This is a genomic window from Kribbella capetownensis, from assembly GCF_004331485.1.
Classification (GTDB): domain Bacteria; phylum Actinomycetota; class Actinomycetes; order Propionibacteriales; family Kribbellaceae; genus Kribbella; species Kribbella capetownensis.
In genome coordinates this window covers 748,053-765,101 of record NZ_SJKD01000001.1, presented here as the reverse complement: position 1 = coordinate 765,101, position 17,049 = coordinate 748,053, and the positions used below count along the sequence as shown (strand labels likewise).

The 17,049-nt window shown below is 67.8% G+C and carries 13 protein-coding genes; 11 read left to right on the top strand and 2 right to left on the bottom strand.

All coding sequences use genetic code 11. The features are described from left to right. Window position 1 precedes the first annotated feature (1 nt). The 4 genes from E0H75_RS03735 to E0H75_RS03720 all read left to right on the top strand — a co-directional run bounded on the left by E0H75_RS03735 (window position 2) and on the right by E0H75_RS03720 (window position 4,317). Window positions 2-1,135: an ABC transporter ATP-binding protein gene (locus E0H75_RS03735; RefSeq protein WP_131511602.1), complete on the top strand. Its 1,134-nt coding sequence runs from the start codon at window positions 2-4 to the stop codon at window positions 1,133-1,135. After that, complete coding sequence (locus E0H75_RS03730) at window positions 1,132-2,037, top strand: ABC transporter permease (protein ID WP_131511601.1); 906 nt, start codon at window positions 1,132-1,134, stop codon at window positions 2,035-2,037. Before E0H75_RS03735 ends, E0H75_RS03730 begins: the two co-directional genes overlap by 4 nt. Before the next feature lie 115 nt (window positions 2,038-2,152). Continuing rightward, window positions 2,153-2,953, top strand: a complete 801-nt coding sequence (locus E0H75_RS03725) for an ABC transporter permease (protein ID WP_131511600.1) — start codon at window positions 2,153-2,155, stop codon at window positions 2,951-2,953. Further along, on the top strand, window positions 2,950-4,317 hold the full coding sequence (locus E0H75_RS03720; RefSeq protein ID WP_131511599.1) for an NAD(P)/FAD-dependent oxidoreductase: 1,368 nt from the start codon (window positions 2,950-2,952) through the stop codon (window positions 4,315-4,317). The genes E0H75_RS03725 and E0H75_RS03720 overlap by 4 nt, the downstream gene beginning before the upstream one ends. Window positions 4,318-4,498: 181 nt before the next feature. On the opposite strand, the gene E0H75_RS03715 is transcribed toward E0H75_RS03720, so the two are convergent. Beyond that, window positions 4,499-5,878, bottom strand: a complete 1,380-nt coding sequence (locus tag E0H75_RS03715) for an aspartate aminotransferase family protein (protein WP_131511598.1) — start codon at window positions 5,876-5,878, stop codon at window positions 4,499-4,501. 161 nt (window positions 5,879-6,039) lie between these two features. On the opposite strand from E0H75_RS03715, the gene E0H75_RS03710 reads away from it, so the two are divergent. Next, window positions 6,040-7,665, top strand: a complete 1,626-nt coding sequence (locus E0H75_RS03710) for an amidohydrolase (RefSeq protein WP_202872814.1) — start codon at window positions 6,040-6,042, stop codon at window positions 7,663-7,665. Between the two features lie 9 nt (window positions 7,666-7,674). Next, entirely contained in the window at window positions 7,675-9,105 is a 1,431-nt protein-coding gene (locus E0H75_RS03705) for a gamma-aminobutyraldehyde dehydrogenase (RefSeq protein WP_131511597.1), read from the top strand. Window positions 9,106-9,212: 107 nt separating this feature from the next. Here E0H75_RS03705 and E0H75_RS03700 read toward each other — a convergent pair whose 3' ends face one another. Continuing rightward, on the bottom strand, window positions 9,213-10,298 hold the full coding sequence (locus tag E0H75_RS03700) for a glycoside hydrolase family 172 protein (RefSeq protein WP_131511596.1): 1,086 nt from the start codon (window positions 10,296-10,298) through the stop codon (window positions 9,213-9,215). Between the two features lie 137 nt (window positions 10,299-10,435). Here E0H75_RS03700 and E0H75_RS03695 point away from each other — a divergent pair, with 137 nt between their 5' ends. The 5 genes from E0H75_RS03695 to E0H75_RS03675 all read left to right on the top strand — a co-directional run bounded on the left by E0H75_RS03695 (window position 10,436) and on the right by E0H75_RS03675 (window position 17,045). Beyond that, the gene (locus tag E0H75_RS03695; RefSeq protein ID WP_131511595.1) at window positions 10,436-13,096 is read left to right on the top strand and encodes a PLL family lectin; all 2,661 of its coding nucleotides are present in this window, start codon (window positions 10,436-10,438) and stop codon (window positions 13,094-13,096) included. Continuing rightward, window positions 13,093-13,995, top strand: coding sequence for an N-acetylglucosamine kinase (locus E0H75_RS03690; protein WP_131511594.1), 903 nt, complete (start codon window positions 13,093-13,095; stop codon window positions 13,993-13,995). Before E0H75_RS03695 ends, E0H75_RS03690 begins: the two co-directional genes overlap by 4 nt. Continuing rightward, complete coding sequence (locus E0H75_RS03685) at window positions 13,992-14,663, top strand: N-acetylmannosamine-6-phosphate 2-epimerase (RefSeq protein ID WP_131511593.1); 672 nt, start codon at window positions 13,992-13,994, stop codon at window positions 14,661-14,663. Before E0H75_RS03690 ends, E0H75_RS03685 begins: the two co-directional genes overlap by 4 nt. Window positions 14,664-14,773: 110 nt before the next feature. Further along, a complete protein-coding gene (gene ngcE, locus E0H75_RS03680; RefSeq protein WP_131511592.1) occupies window positions 14,774-16,153 on the top strand; it encodes an N-acetylglucosamine/diacetylchitobiose ABC transporter substrate-binding protein in 1,380 nt (459 codons plus the stop codon). Window position 16,154: 1 nt separating this feature from the next. After that, the gene (locus E0H75_RS03675; RefSeq protein ID WP_131511591.1) at window positions 16,155-17,045 is read left to right on the top strand and encodes a carbohydrate ABC transporter permease; all 891 of its coding nucleotides are present in this window, start codon (window positions 16,155-16,157) and stop codon (window positions 17,043-17,045) included. Window positions 17,046-17,049: the final 4 nt, after the last annotated feature.

Genomic DNA, 17,049 nt, shown 5'->3' with positions numbered 1-17,049 from the left:
CATGACCAGTGATCTCGTCCTCACCGGCATCAGCAAGCGCTTCGGTGCCCAGAACGCGGTGCAGCAGATCGATCTGACCGTGCCGGCCGGCGCCTTCTTCGCGTTGCTCGGCCCGTCCGGCTGCGGCAAGACCACGACCCTGCGGATGATCGCCGGGCTGGAGGAGCCGAGTACCGGCACCATCCGGCTCGGTGAGCAGGAGATCACCGGACTGCGCCCGTACAAGCGACCGGTCAACACGGTGTTCCAGAACTACGCGCTGTTCCCGCATCTCGACATCTTCGAGAACGTCGCGTTCGGGCTGCGCCGCCGCGGCGTGAAGGACTTCAAACCGAAGGTGACGGAGATGCTCGACCTGGTCGAGCTCGGTGCCTTCGGCAAGCGCCGGCCCGCGCAGCTGTCCGGTGGCCAGCAGCAACGAGTCGCACTGGCCCGCGCGCTGATCAACCAGCCGCAGGTCCTGCTGCTGGACGAACCCCTCGGTGCGCTCGACCTGAAGCTGCGCCGGCAGATGCAGATCGAGCTGAAGCGGATCCAGACCGAGGTCGGCATCACGTTCGTCCACGTCACCCACGACCAGGAAGAGGCCATGACGATGGCCGACACCATCGCGGTGATGAACGGCGGAGCGATCGAGCAACTGGGTACGCCGGCCGAGCTGTACGACCTGCCCGCGACCACGTTCGTGGCGAACTTCCTCGGCCAGTCGAACTTGCTCCGGGCAACGATCATCGGTCGCGCCGAGCAGAACCTGATCGTCGACGTACAGGGTCGCAAGGTGACCGTGCCGTTGCCGCGCTGCCGGGTCACCGAGGGCGATGTCTGGATGGGGATCAGACCGGAGAAGGTCTTCCTGTCCCGGGCCGGCACCGAGCAGAGCAACGGCGTCAACCAGCTGCGGGGTGCGGTCGTCACCGATGTCAGCTACGTGGGCGTGAGTACGCAGTACCTGGTCAAGCTGTCTTGGGACCAGGAGCTGACGGTGTTCGAGCAGAACACCGGTGCTCGGGGCACGCTCGCCGTCGGGGACCAGGTCGATCTGCACTGGCAGCCCGCGCACACGTTCGTGCTCGATGCCCAGCAGGACGCACTCGCGGGAGTCGAGGACATCGACGACAGCGGTGGTGCCGGATGAGTGCGGTCGGCCAGCTAGGTGCGACCACCGCGACACCGGCGCCTCCTTCCGAGCCGAAGTCCGGCCGGCGGCTGACGGCGTACCTGCTGCTGCTCCCGGGTGGGTTGTTCCTGCTGCTGTTCTTCGTCATACCGCTGGTGACGCTGCTCGCGGCCAGCCTGTACGACCCGAACGGGTCGATCGAGAACGGGTTCTCGATGACCTGGCACTGGCAGAACTTCATCGACACGATGTCCGACTACGCGCGGCCGTTCGGGCGGTCGCTGTGGTACGCGCTGCTCACCACCGCGATCTGCCTGCTGCTCGGGTACCCGTTGGCCTATGCGATCGCGATCAAGTCCGGCCGGTGGAAGAACCTGATGCTGGCGCTGGTGATCGCTCCGTTCTTCACCAGCTTCCTGATCCGGACACTGTCCTGGAAGCTGCTGCTGAGTGACAACGGCTTCGTGGTCGACGCGCTGAAGTGGCTGCACATCCTCGGGCCGGACGGGCGGCTGCTGGCCACCACGTCCGCGGTCGTCACCGGGCTGACGTACAACTTCCTGCCGTTCATGGTGCTGCCGCTGTACGCCAGCCTGGAGCGGATCGACAAGCGGCTCCTCGAGGCCGGCGGGGACCTGTTCGCCGGGCCCTTCACCACCTTCCGGAAGATCACGCTGCCGCTGTCGATGCCGGGCGTGATCGCGGGCACGCTGCTGACCTTCATCCCGGCGGCCGGCGACTACATCAACGCGCAGCTGCTCGGTACGCCGAAGCAGCGGATGATCGGCAACGACATCCAGCGGCTGTTCGCGGCCGGCGCGTACCCGACGGCGGCGGCGTTGTCGGTGACGCTGATGGCGGCGATCGTCGTACTGGTGCTGATCTACATCCGCCGCGCCGGAACGGAGGATCTGGTATGACTGCACTGATGCCACGCCTCCGGCGCGGCGGGTCATGGGGCATTGACTCCCGGCCTTCCCTCGTCCCTCCGGTCGCTTCGCTCCCTCCACTCCTCAGTCCAGGCCGGGAGGTCCCATGACCAGGGCCGGGCGGTGGTTCGGGCGGAACCTGGTCATGATGGTCGCGATCGTCGTGCTGCTGTACCTGTTCGCGCCGATCGTCGTCGTGATGCTGATGTCGTTCAACGAGCCGAAGAGCAAGCTGTCCTACACGTTCGACGGCTTCACCTGGGACAACTGGCAGCACCCGTGCCGGCCGTTCGGCATGTGCGACGCGGTCAGCACCAGCCTGCGGATCGGCCTGCTCGCGACCGTCATCGCGACCGCGCTCGGCACGCTGATGGCGTTCGCGATGGTGCGGCACCAGTTCCGCGGCCGGTCGGCGACCAACCTGTTCATCTTCCTGCCGATGGCCTCGCCGGAGATCGTGCTCGGCTCGTCGCTGCTGGCGCTGTTCGTGTCCAGCGGGTTCGGCGGGCAGCTCGGGTTCTGGACGATCCTGATCGCGCACGTGATGTTCTGCATGTCGTTCGTGGTGGTGACCGTGAAGGCTCGGCTGGCCGGGATGGACACCCGGATGGAACAGGCGGCGATGGACCTGTACGCGAACGAGTGGCAGACGTACTGGCGGATCACGTTCCCGCTGGTCTTCCCCGGCATCCTGGCCGCCGCGTTGCTGAGCTTCTCGCTGTCCTTCGACGACTTCATCATCACCAACCTGAACGCCGGCACCACGGTGACGTTCCCGATGTACGTCTGGGGGTCCGCCCAGCGCGAGATCCCGCCACAGATCAATGTCGTCGGTACGGCGATGTTCCTGCTGGCCCTCCTGCTCGTCGTGGGTGGCGAGCTCACCCGCCGCCGACGGACACGATGAAACTTGCGGCGCTGGCGGATGCAGAACCGCGAGTGTTCTGGCTCGACGACAAGGCCGCGCCGGAACATTCGCCCTCGCTGCTCGGGCCGACCGAGGCCGACCTGGCCGTGGTCGGTGGCGGCTACACCGGCCTGTGGACGGCGTTGCGGGCGAAGGAACGGTACCCGGAGCTGGACGTCGTACTGCTGGAATCGGAGACGTGTGGATCCGCGGCCAGTGGGCGGAACGGCGGGTTCTGCGATGCCAGCCTCACTCACGGTTTCGCCAACGGTCTCGCGCGCTGGCCCGAGGAAGTCGGTCAGCTCGAGCAGTTCGGTGCCGACAATCTCGCCGCCATCGGGGACACGATCGCGCGCTACGGAATTGATTGCGACTGGCAACTGAGCGGTGAACTCACCGTTGCCACCGAACCACATCACCTCGACGAACTGGCCGAGGAGGTGGGTGAGCGCGACGGTGTCACCCTGCTGGACCAGGACGCGGCTCGTGCTGAGGTCAACTCACCGACATACCTCGGCGCACTCTCCGACCCGAGTCGGATGGCGCTCGTCGAGCCGGCCCGGCTGGCTTGGGGTCTGCGCCATGCCTGCCTGCTGCACGGCGTACGCATCCATGAGATGTCGCAGGTGAACAGGATGCACGGGAAAACGTTGGCGACGGCAACTGGTTCGGTCCGGGCGGACCGGATCGCCCTGGCCACGAACGCGTTCCCGTCGCTGCTCCGGCGCCTGCGCCTCTACACGGTCCCTGTCTACGACCTGGTCCTGGTCACGGAACCGTTGTCCGCCGTACAGCTCGAGTCCATCGGCTGGCGCAACCGCCAAGGTGTCGGCGACGCGTCGAACCTCTTCCACTACTACCGCCTGACCCGGGACGACCGCATCCTGTGGGGCGGCTACATCCCGCTCTACTACTTCGGCAGCCGGATCGATCCCCGGCACGAACTACGCCACAGCATCCACGAGCTGCTCGCGCGCCACTTCTTCACGACATTCCCCCAACTGGAGGGACTGCACTTCACCCACCGCTGGGGCGGCGTGATCGACACCAGCACCCGCTTCTGCGCCTTCTTCGGTACGGCGCACGCCGGCCACATCGGCTACGCCCTCGGCTACACCGGCCTAGGCGTAGGCGCCACCCGCTTCGGCGCCGACGTCATGCTCGACCTCCTGTACGCCGAAGACACCGATCGCACCCGCCTCCGCATGGTCCAAGAACGCCCCATGCCCTTCCCACCCGAACCCCTCCGCGCCGCCGCCATCCACCTGACCCGCTGGTCCATGTCCCGCGCCGACTCCCACCAAGGCCACCGAAACCTCTGGCTCCGAACCCTGGACAAACTAGGCCTAGGCTTCGACTTCTAGCAGACCTTCCCCGGCGGGCTCGTGCTGGTGGGTGGCCGGGAACAGGAACCGGTGGGTGGGCACAAGATATGTCCTGTTCCAGGTCACCAGGACCTCAGCACGGGTCGCTCGGTGAAGGCGGCGCGAGCACGGACGCCCGGGGCGCGCAGCGGCACGCTGGAGAAGGTCTCAGCTGTCTGGACTACAGCTTGGATTCGGCTTCGGTGAGGACGGAGCGGATGATTTGTTCCATTTCGTCGAAGTGGGGCTGGTCGCAGATCAGGGGCGGGGAGAGTTGGATGACGGGGTCGCCTCGGTCGTCGGCCCGGCAGTAGAGGCCGGCGTCGAAGAGGGCTTTGGACAGGAATCCGCGCAGCAGTCGCTCGGATTCGTCGTCGTCGAAGGTCTCCTTGGTCGCCTTGTCCTTGACCAGTTCGATCCCGTAGAAGTACCCCGCACCGCGGACGTCGCCGACCAAGGGCAGATCGAGCAATTTCTCGAGCGTCGCCCGGAACTCCCCCTCCCGGGCCCGGACGTGCTCGTTGATTCCTTCGCGCTCGAAGATGTCCAAGTTGGTCAGCGCGACCGCGGCTGATACCGGATGGCCACCGAAGGTGTAGCCATGGGCGAATGTGGTGTCCCCGTGCAGGAACGGCTCGAACAGCCGGTCGGTCGCGATCATCGCGCCGAGCGGCGAGTAGCCGGAGGTGATGCCTTTCGCGCAGGTGATCATGTCGGGCCGGTAGCCGTAGCGTTCGGCGCCGAACATGTGCCCGAGCCGCCCGAACGCACAGATCACCTCGTCACTGACGAGCAGTACGTCGTACTCGTCGCAGATCTCGCGGACCCGGTCGAAGTAGCCGGGCGGTGGCGGGAAGCAACCGCCGGCGTTCTGCACCGGCTCGAGGAAGACCGCGGCGACCGTCGACGGGCCCTCGTTCTCGATCGCGACCGCGATCTGGTCGGCGGCCCAGCGGCCGAACGCGGCCGGGTCGTCGCCGTGGATCGGGGCGCGGTAGATGTTGGTGTTCGGGACCCGGAACGTCGACGGCACCAGCGGTTCGAACGGCGCCTTGAGGTCCGGGAGACCGGTGATGGACAGTGCCCCCTGGGTGGTGCCGTGGTACGCGATCGCACGGCTGATCACCTTGTGCTTACCGGGTTTGCCGGTGAGCTTGAAGTACTGCTTGGCCAGCTTCCAGGCGGTCTCGACCGCCTCGCCGCCGCCGCTGGTGAAGAAGACCCTGTTCAGGTCGCCCGGCGCGTACCCGGCGACGCGTTCGGCCAGCTCGATCGACTTGGGATGTGCGTACGACCAGAGCGGGAAGAACGCCAGTTCGGACGCCTGTTTGGCGGCCGCCTCGGCGAGCTCGGTGCGCCCGTGTCCGAGCTGGTTGACGAACAGTCCGGCCAGACCGTCCAGGTACCGCTTGCCGCGGGCGTCGTAGATGTAGGCACCGTCGCCACGGACGATCACCGGGACGTCGCTCTTCTCGTAGCTGGACATCCGGGTGAAGTGCATCCAGAGGTGGTCGCGCGCCGACTTCTGCAGGGTGGCGAACTCTGCGTCGTCGAACGACATGGTCACATCCTTCGTCTCCGGATGGCTGTGTAGTTGGTCATCCTGCCTGGGAAAGAGCGTTCAAGCAAGTGATTTCGTGCCGATCAAGCCGATATGGTGTCGATGTCATCGGTTCGCATAGGCTTATGATGCGAAATCCGTACCACGGGGAGGTTGCCGGGGTGGACACCCTGTTCGTGAACGGATCGATTTTCGACGGCCACCGCCACCGACCGGGCCTGACGGTCGGTGTGCGGGCCGGCCGGATCGCGGCAGTCACCGCCGACCCCGCGGGGCTGCGTGGCCCGAACACCGAGGTGGTCGACTTGGCAGGCGGCCTCCTGCTGCCCGGATTCGTCGACGCCCACATCCACCCGGTGCAGGGCGGCCTCGAACGTGCTCACTGCGACCTCTCACCGGCCCACGGACTCGCGGCGTACCAGGAGACGATCGCGCGGTACGTCGCCTCGCACCCGGACGTCCCGTGGATCCTCGGCGGCGGCTGGCACCAGCCCGACTTCCCCGGCGCCGCACCGCGCAAGGCCGACCTCGACGCGGTGACCGGCGCCCGCCCGGCCTTCCTGGTGAACGCCGACCACCACGGCGCCTGGGTCAACACAAGAGCTCTCCAGTACGCCGGGATCGACGCGACCACACCGGATCCACCGGACGGCCGGATCGAGCGCGCCCTGGACGGTACGCCGACCGGCACCCTGCACGAGGGCGCCATGAATCTTGTCGGCCGCCTGGTCCCGCCGACGACCCACGACGAGCAGGTCGCCGCCCTCCTCGACGCGCAGGCCTACCTCCACTCGCTCGGCGTCACCGGCTGGCAGGACGCCATCCTCGGCGAGTACGCGAACCTCAGCGACGCGACTCCGGCGTACGCCGAACTCGCCCGCGACGGACGGCTGACCGCACGAGTCGTCGGCGCGCTGTGGTGGCAGCGGGACCGCGGCGCCGAGCAGCTGCAGGAACTGATCGAACGCCGGGACGCGGTGAAGTTCCCGCGGTTCCGGGCCGACAGCGTGAAGATCATGCAGGACGGTGTGGCGGAGAACTTCACCGCCGGGATGCTCGAGCCATATTTCGACGGCTGTGGCTGCCGGACCGCCAACGCGGGACTCTCGTTCGTGGATCCGGTCGCGTTGCGGAGTCATGTCACCCAGCTGGATGCCGCCGGATTTCAGGTCCACGTGCACGCGATCGGCGACCGCGCGGTCCGGGAGGCGCTGGACGCCTTCGAGGCGGCGTTGACGGAGAACGGCGACAGCGACCTGCGGCACCACATCGCGCATCTGCAGGTCATCCACCCCGACGACATCGGCCGGTTCGCGCGGCTCGGAGTCGCCGCGAATCTGCAGGCGTTGTGGGCGGTCTACGAACCACAAATGACCGAGCTGACCATCCCCTTCCTCGGTCCGGAGCGGACCTCGTGGCAGTACCCGTTCGGCGATCTCGCCCGCTCAGGCACCCGACTCGCCGCCGGTTCCGACTGGCCGGTGTCGAGCCCCGACCCACTGGCCGCCATCCACGTCGCGGTGAACCGCCGAGTGCCAGGCGATCCCGAGGCGTTCCTTCCCGAGCAGGCTCTGGACCTGAGTACTGCGCTGGCGGCGTACACCTCGGGAAGCGCCTGGCTGAACCATGCCGACGACACCGGCCGGATCGAGGGCGGAGCGCTCGCGGATCTCGTCGTACTCGAGCGGGATCCGTTCACCGGACCAGCCGACGAGATCGGAGCGGCGCGAGTGCGGGCCACCTACGTCGAGGGCGAGTGCGTCTTCGGCGATCACTCAACGAGATAAGGGACGGTCATGGAGCAAACCCTCACCAACCTCGTGGACGGCAAGCCGGTCCCTGCTCAGAGCGGAGCGACGTACGACGTGATCGCGCCGGCCACCGGCGAGACGTACACCCGCGCGCCGCTGTCCGGTCGGGAGGACGTGGACCAGGCGATGACCGCGGCCGCGCGGGCGTTCGAGACCTGGCGCGACACCACGCCGGCCGAGCGGCAGCTGGCCTTGCTCCGGATCGCCGATGCGATGGAGCGGCGCGCGGACGAGTTCATCGCGGTGGAGAGCCGCAACACCGGCAAGCCGCTGGCGATCGCCGCGACCGACGAGGTGCCGCCGTGTGTGGATCAGTTGCGGTTCTTCGCCGGCGCCGCCCGGGTTCTCGAAGGCCGCTCGGCAGGTGAGTACCTGGCCGGCCACACGTCCTGGGTACGCCGCGAACCGATCGGCGTCGTCGGTCAGGTGACGCCGTGGAACTACCCGCTGATGATGGCGGTCTGGAAGATCGCGCCGGCGCTTGCCGCCGGGAACACGATCGTGCTCAAGCCGAGCGACACCACCCCGGCCTCGACCGTGCTCCTCGCCGAACTGTGCAACGAGTTCCTGCCACCGGGTGTGTTCAACGTGGTCTGCGGCGACCGCGACACCGGCCGTGCACTGGTCGACCACGAGATCCCACAATTGGTCGCGATCACCGGTTCGGTCCGGGCCGGGATGGAGGTCGCCTCGTCGGCCGCCCGGCAGCTCAAGCGCACCCACCTCGAACTCGGTGGCAAGGCGCCGGTCGTGGTCTTCGACGACGCCGACCTGGAGCAGGCCGCGCAGGCGATCGCCGACGCCGGCTACTACAACGCCGGGCAGGACTGCACCGCCGCGACCCGGGTGCTGGCCGGTCCGCGGATCCATGACGACTTCGTCGACGCGCTCACCGTCCGCGCCAACCGCACCCGTACCGGCCGACCCGACGACCCCGACGTCGCGTACGGCGCCTTGAACAACCAGGCCCAGTTGCATCGGGTGGACGGTTTCGTCCATCGCCTGCCCGACCACGCGTCGGTGCGGACCGGCGGTGCGGTCGTCGGTGAGCGCGGGTACTTCTACGCGCCGACGGTCGTCTCCGGTCTGCGCCAGGACGACGAGGCGATCCAGCAGGAGATCTTCGGCCCGGTCATCACGGTCCAGCGGTTCACCGACGAGGACGAGGCGCTGCGCTGGGCGAACGGCGTCGAGTACGGCCTGGCCTCGTCGGTGTTCACCCGCGATCACGGCCGCGCGCTGCGGATGGCCCGCCGCCTCGACTTCGGCTGTGTGTGGATCAACACCCACATCCCGATCGTCGCCGAGATGCCGCACGGCGGCTTCAAGCACTCCGGCCACGGCAAGGACCTGTCCATGTACGGCCTGGAGGACTACACCCGGATCAAGCACGTGATGTCCAACATCGAGGTCTAGAATTCCGTGCAGCTCGACAGGAGGTGTCCAGTCAATGAGGCGACCGGCGCGCCCGACGAGCGAGACCAGTGCGCCCCGCCGGTGACACCTCCTGTCCGTTTGTACGCCTAGATCACCTCGAGGTAGTCCTTTCCCGGCATCGACGGGAACGGTGCGTGCGGCTCGGTCTGGTACCAGAACGACGTGGAGGCCACGTCGTCTTGGAGTTGCAGCAGCCGGCCGTCGCGCCGCCAGCCCAGAGCCTGCACGGTGACGCGCAGATCCTCGGTGAAGCGGATCGTGTCGGCGATGTGCCAGCGGTAAAGCCCGAACCGCTGCTGGTTCTTCATGAATCCGTCGGGATGCAGAGCCTGCGGCATTCCCAGGTACGGCGTCGTGAACGTCGCGTACTCGCCCTCCGGATGAATGAACCCCCACGCACCGCCGAAGTAGTCCTCGGTTCCGGTCCCGCAGATGGTCGGGTACTCGTCGTCGCCGTCCAGGTAGAACTTGACCTCGCCCTCACCCCACCACCCCGAGTTGTTGCATCCCCACGCGAGGTACGTGCCGACGTACTGCCCCTGCCCGCGGACTCCGTCCAGCAGCGTGTGCACCTCGCCGTACGGGATCGGGTTGCTGCGCCGCCACTGCGCGTGCAGGTACGCCGTGTCGTCCGGGACCTCGGTCTTGACGAAGTCGACCTGGTAGAAGAGCTCCGGGACCTCTGTCTCCAGGAGGTTCTCGATCGTCAGCTTGGCGCGGCCGCGGAACGGCATCTGCCAGTAGCTGTTGAAACCGCCGGACGGGTTCACCGCGATCGGCGCCGAGCTGACCTGGCAGTGCTGACCCCAGCCGTTGCAGAAGAAGTCGCCCAGCGGTACTTCGATCGACGGCGTCTCCTCGTCGTCCCAGTACGCGCGCAGCACCAGCGACCGCCACAGCTTCGAGTCGACTGTGATCCACACGTGCGTGATCGCACCCGGTCCCTCGATGTCCGCGATCGTCGTCGTCGACTCCGGTGCGAGCGGGATGCACGGCGCCATCTTCCAGCCCGGGCCGAGCTCGCGGGCCTGCCGTGAATACGCGCCCTCGGTCGCCCGGGCGCCGCCCGCCTTCGAGCCGTCCGGATTCTCCGCACTGATCGAGTAGGTCCGTGCTGCCGACAACCGCGCCACGTTGCCGAGATGGACGTCGAGCCCGTTGAAGTCACCCATGGCGAACGACCCTAGAGGCGGTGACCGGTCAACAGGCACTGGCCGGCGGACTGGGTGAGACCTGAGCGTCCCGGAAGGCCCGAGTGGTCTACTCAAGGTGCTTTACCCGGCCGGGCGGAGTCGGCGACAGTGAACCGGTGACCGCATCAGCGCCCGTCGCCGTCATCGGACCACCCGGCCCTGCGGCCCCGCTCACCGCTGCCCTCGACCGGGCCGGACTCCCACACGTCCGGTATGACGCCCAGCCTGCCGAGCTCACCGGTCACCGTGCGGTGTTCGTCCTCGCCGGCCGCTATCCGGACCCCGACCACCTCGACACCGACGCGCTGGCGCAGTACGTCGGTTCGGGCGGATCGGCGTACGTCGAGTTTGCCCTCGACGAGACCGGATTCCTCCCAGCGGGCGACGTACGAGAGGCGCATATCGAGCGGATCTTCACCACCGCGGCCCTGCCGGGGCTGGAGCCGCTCAGCATCCTGGACGAGCACCTGTCCCGCGCCCAGGAAGTAGTTGCCCCAAGCAACGCGGTCGAGCTGCTGAGCTACGGTACGGTCGCCGGCACGCACAAGGCGGTCTTCGGACCACCCGACCGCACCTTCCCAGCCCTGCTGGACATCCCGGTCGGCGACGGCCGGTTGCTCTACGCGACGACTGCACTCACACACCACCTCAAGGGCCGCTACAAGCCGGTACGCCGTTGGCGGCGCCTGATGCAGGTGATCGTGGCCGAGGTCACCGGTACCGAGATCCCAACGGACCTCGAGGTCTTCACCGAGCCGCGGGTGTGGGTCGCCTCCGGTGAACCGGTCCGCCTGGTCGCGAGGTCCGCGAGCAAACCGTCGCCCTCCGATCTGGACCTGACCGAGACCGCGAGCGGAAGATTCGAGTCCGAGCCGCAGTACCTCGACGACGGCGAGCACACCTTCACCGTCGGCGATCAGCAGACGACCGTCGCGGTCGGCCCGCGGGCGGAGCGCTATCGGAGGATGGTCGACAAAGGCATCGCGTGGTTCGACCGGGCCGGCATGTTCTACGACCGGCCGGACGGGTCCACGGGCGTCGCGGAAGGCTTCTCGAACGAGGTCGACCTCGACGGCAGACTCCCGTTCCGCCCGGTGCCACGCGGCGACTGCTTCACCCAGACCGCACACGCCTTCCGGATGTACGCCGACCTGGCGGACTTCCCGCGCGGTCGCACGATCGCGGACAACCTGATGCGTCTCGTGGTCGAGGAGGAACAGCTCACCGACCGCAACCAGTTGTTCGGCGCCTGGGAGCCACGCGGAGCCCGCACCGACCTGACCGCGACGAACAACCTGTTCGCCGACGACAACGGCTGGATCTCGCTCTTCGCGCTGATCTCCGGTGCGACCCAGGCCGGACTGCGCGGCGTCGAGTCGCTGATGCGAACCGCGAACGACGAACTCGGCCTGCAGGTCGATCCCTGGCGAACCCCGTCGACGATCCTGGTGAAGGGCTGGGAGGAGATCGCCCGGACCCCGATCGAGGACGGCCTCGACCTGACCTCGCACTGGCAGAGCTCGGCCCAGTGCGCCTACCTGTACGCGTACGGCCTGACCGGCGAGCAGCGGTACCTCGACATCGCCACCCGCGGACTGGACCACATGGCGAGCCATCATCCGCGCGCCCGCCTGGAGACCAGCCGGACCTGTGAGGCCGGTCGGTTCCTGCTGCCACTGGTCGGCGCCTACCACTACACCCGCAAGCCCCTCTACCTGGACACGCTCCGGTCGCTGGCCACGTACCTGAAGAGCCGGCGGGGCCCGGACGGCGGGTTCGCCGAATGGGACGGGAAGTGCCCGCCGAGCAACGAGGCGTACGGCGTCGACGAGGCGTCGATCTTCCAGGCCAACGGCGACCCGATCACCGACCAGCTGTACGGCACCCCGTTCGCCGCTTGGGCGCTGCCGCTCGCGTACCAGGTCACCGGCGAGAAGGTGTTCGAGGAACTGGCACACGGCGTACTCGACTATCTGAGCCGGATCCAGATCGACGACCCGGACGACGAGCAACTCGACGGGACCTGGCAGCGCGCCTTCGACTTCGACGCGTGGGAGTACTTCGGTTCGAACGCCGACATCGGCTGGGGACCGTACTGTGTCGAGACCGGCTGGTCGGTGGCGCCCGCGCTGATCGGCGCGATGCTCTACCTGACCGGCGACCCGTTCTTCCCGCCCCGACCCAGCGCCGAGCACGCAGTCACCGGTGCGAAGGTCCAGGCAGAGTTCGACGCGATCCTCGCCGGACGGCCGGCTCCGGTCAGCTTCGTACGGCGTGACGACGGCCGCATCGTCCGCACGCAGGACGGCGTTCAGGCAGTGCTCGGCGACCTGATCGCCGCCGGTGAACCGGTCTGGGCGCGCAACGAACCGGCCCGCTCGACCGAGATCTACGTACGCGGCGCGGACGGCCACCTGTACCACACCTACCTGGACGACCGACTCGGTCAAGGCCGGTGGCAACAACTCGGTGAGCTGGAGCTCGCCGACGACCCCGTGGTCGCGTTCAACCCCGGTGCCGATGCGGTCGAGGTGTACGTGCTCGGCGCAGACCGCCGGATCCACCACTGCTCGATGATCGACGTGCGCGGCGGTCACACCCCGTGGGAACCTGTCGGCACCTTGCACTTCACCGGTTCACCGGCCGTGCTGTACGACGAGATGCTCGGAACCGTCCGCCTGGTCGCCAACGACATCGCCGGACAGGACCGCCGGACCCGCAAGGTGAACCGTTGGCACCTGCCGTGGCAGGACTACTCGCACTGGATCACCGCATGACTCACCTCGCCATCGACGGCGGTCAGTCCGCCCTCCGACTCCGAGCCCTCCCGTCCCGGCGTACCGGCACGGGCCCTGGGTACACGCACGGCCCGGACGCGCTCCGGCGCATGCTGACCGCTGTCGGCTCAGCCGCGGCCGAGGCGGGTGTGACAGGCCCGGTCGAGGTGGTCGCTCTCGGCCTGACAGGTTATCCGCCTGTGCCTGGCGCCGCGGAGGAGTTCGCGGCGGACGTCGGCGAGCTCCTGGACGCCGATGAGGTGCGACTGACGCAGGACATGGTGACTGCACATGCCGGCGCATTGCCCGACGGGTACGGCGTGGTGGTTGCCGCAGGCACCGGACTCGTGTGTCTCGCGGTGGATCGCGACGGCAGTTGGCACAAGCTCGACGGGCACGGGTACCTGTTCGGCGACGCGGGCAGTGCCTTCGCGATCGGTCGTGCCGGTCTGGTCGCCGTCCAGCGTGCCCGCGACGGTCGCGGGCCGGTGACGAAGCTCGCGGACACCCCGCTCGATCCAGTCACCCTCTACCGGTCGCCGACGCTGGTCGACGACGTTGCCCGCTTCGCCCCCGACGTACTGCGCTGTGCCGCCGAAGGCGACCCGGTTGCCGCGGACCTCGTCGTACGGGCGGCCGGGGACATCGGGGAGACGATCAACGCGGCCGTTGCGCAGTTGGCCGGCGAAGGACCTGTACCGGTCGCATGTGTCGGCGGGCTGTTCCGCGGTGCCGGCGATCAGTTGCTGGAGCCGGTCCGCGCGGCGCTGTCGGCCCGCGCACAGCTCACCCCGGCCGTCGGCAACTCGCTCGACGGCGCCGAGCGGCTCGCGACCGGGTCGCTGCATCCGTACGCCGCCTTGACCGTGATCCACCGCAGACGACAAAGCAGGGAATGATGAGAGTTCTTGCCCACGGCACCCTTGTGGTGTCCTGTCAGGCCGGGCCTGGCAACCCGTTCTACTCGCCCGAGGCGATGGCGCTGATGGCTCGCGCGGCCGAGGCGGGAGGAGCCGGGGCGATCCGGGCGAACGGGGCACTCGACGTGGCCGCGATCCGGGCAGTGACGGACCTGCCGATCATCGGGCTGAACAAACTCGGCGACCCGGCCGGCGTGTTCATCACCCCGACGTACGACTCGGCCGTCGGGGTGGCCGAGGCCGGAGCGGACCTGATCGCGCTGGACGGCACGACGCGACCGCGACCGGACGGGCAACGGTTGGACCAGCAGATCGCCCGGATCCACGAGGAGCTCGGCGTACCGGTACTGGCCGATGTGGACAGTGTCGACGCGGGTCTCGCGGCCCGGGCGGCGGGCGCCGACCTGGTCGCGACCACGCTGTCCGGGTATACCAATGGCACGCCGCCGACCGGACCAGACGTCGAGCTGGTCCGGCAGCTCGCGGCGAAGCTGGACTGCCCGATCGTTGCCGAAGGCAGGATTCGTACGCCCGCACACGTCCGCGCTGTGTGCGATGCGGGCGCGTACGCCGTCGTGGTCGGTCACGCGATCACGAATCCGATGGACATCACGGCCCGGTTGGTCGAGGCGATCCCGGGTACATAGGCCATCCGAGTGGTCTAGCCCACCTTGTCGACGAGGGTCGAATCCTCTTCCGCGCGAGTGCCGGGCGGCGTATCCATGACGCAACTCAACCCTGGGAGAGGACGCGACACATGAGCACTGCCGGCAAGGTCGACCGCCGTACCCTCCTCCGCGTGGCGCTGGCCGCGCCCGCCGTGGCGGCGCTCGCATCGTGTGCGAAGCCGGTCGCCGACAAGTCCGCCCCGGCCGCGAGCACCGGCGCCTCGGTGGACGGCTCGAAGCCGCTGGAGTTCTTCAACTTCGACGGCGGCTACGGCAAGGAATGGACCACGATGCCGCTGGATCTCTACCGCAAGGAGTTCCCGCAGGCGGACGTGAAGCTGACCAGCGGCCAGCAGCTCCAGCAGCAACTCCAGCCCCGCTTCATCCAGGGCAACCCGCCGGACCTGATCGAGAACGTCGGCCTCGACGGCGCCACCTTGGCCAGCAAGAAGCAGGTGATGGACATCGGTGCGCTGCTCGAGATGGACGCGTACGACGAGCCCGGCAAGAAGGTCAAGGACACCCTGCTGCCAGGCGTCGCCGAGGCCGGCCGGTACGACGGCGTGAAGTACGAGATGCCGTACGTGTTCGGCGTCGGCGGGATCTGGTACAGCAAGCCGCTGATGGACAAGCACGGCTGGACCTACCCCAAGCACTGGGACGAGATGCTCGCGCTCTGCGAGGAGATCAAGAAGACCGGGATCGCACCGTGGACCTACCAGGGCAAGTTCCCCGGCTACCTGACCAACCCGATGCTGATGACGGCGTACAAGGCGGCCGGGCCGGACCTGAAGAAGAAGGTCGACAATCTGGAGCCGAACGCCTGGCGTGACCCGGCGCTGATCCAGGCCGCCGAGGGCTACCAGGAGCTGGCCGCGAAGGGCTACCTGCTGGAGGGATCGCAGGCGCTGTCGCACACGCAGTCGCAGACCTACTGGGCGCAGGGCAAGGCCGTGTTCATCCCGTGCGGCGGCTGGCTGGAGAACGAGCTGGGCGCCATCGCGCCCAAGGACCTGGGCATGACGATGGTGCCCGTCCCGGGCTGGTCGAAGGACGACAAGGCGCCGTTCGAGACGGTGACCGGCGGCCCGGGTGGGGCGCTGATCGTGCCGGCCAAGGCGAAGAACCCGCAGGGCGGCCTGGAGTTGCTCCGGATCATCCTGTCCAAGCAGTGCATGAAGAACTTCACCGAGGTGACCAAGTCACTGACGGTGGTGCAGGGCGCGGCCGATGGCGTCGAGCTGTCGTCGGCGAACAAGTCCATGCAGGACGTGATCACCGCGGCCGGCACCAACATGTTCGCCGACTGGTCGTTCCGGCTCTGGTACAAGAAGCTGCTCGACAACTCGGACAAGGCGATGGCGGCGCTGATGAACCGCGAGGTGACGCCGGACGAGTGGAGCAAGCAGATGCAGAAGTACGCCGACGAGACCGCCAAGGACCCGTCGATCAAGAAGTTCCACGTCTGACATGCACCACGGCAAGTACCGGTTCGTTCTCAGCCTGCTACTGATCCCGCTCGGCTTGTACGCCGTGTTCGTGGTCTCGCCGTACGTGCAGGCCTTCCCGATCGCGTTCACCGATTGGGAGGGTCTGTCCGCGGACTACCACTACATCGGGTTCGGCAACTTCGTCACGCTGTTCCACGACTCGGTGTTCTGGGTCGCGCTGCGGCACAACCTGTTCCTGCTGGTCAGCCTGCCGGTGATCATCGTCACGCTGTCGCTGTTCTTCTCCGCGATGCTGAACTACCGCGGCGGCGTACCGGGCGCGAAGTTCTACAAGGTCGTGTACTTCTTCCCGAGCGTGCTGTCGATCGCCGTCGTCGGAGTGCTGTGGCAGTTCATCTTCGAGCCGCGCAACGGACTGCTCAACGGGTTCCTGCGGGCGATCGGGCTGGACGGGTTGGCCCAGCTGTGGCTGGGTGACGGCAAGACAGCGCTCGGCTCGATCATGGCTGTGGTGGTCTGGGGTGGCGTCGGCTTCTACGTCGTACTGTTCACCGCGGCGATGGCGGCGATCCCGCGGGAGCTGTACGAGGCCGCGCTGCTCGACGGTGCCGGCGCGTTCCAGTCGTTCTGGCGGCTGACGCTGCCGCTGATCTGGAACACCGTCCAGGTCGCGCTCGCGTTCCAGGTCATCGGCGCGCTGGACCTGTTCGCGCTGGTGAAGATCCTGTCGGTCGGGCCGGGCGGACCGGACGACGCGACCCAGGTGATCTCGCTGTACATGTACACGAACGCCTTCACCTACGGGAAGTTCGGTTACGCCTCGGCGATCGGGGTAACGCTGTTCGCCATCAACATGATCCTGACCCTGCTGACGTTCCGGCTGACCCGCCGCGAGCGGGTCGAGTACTGAGGAG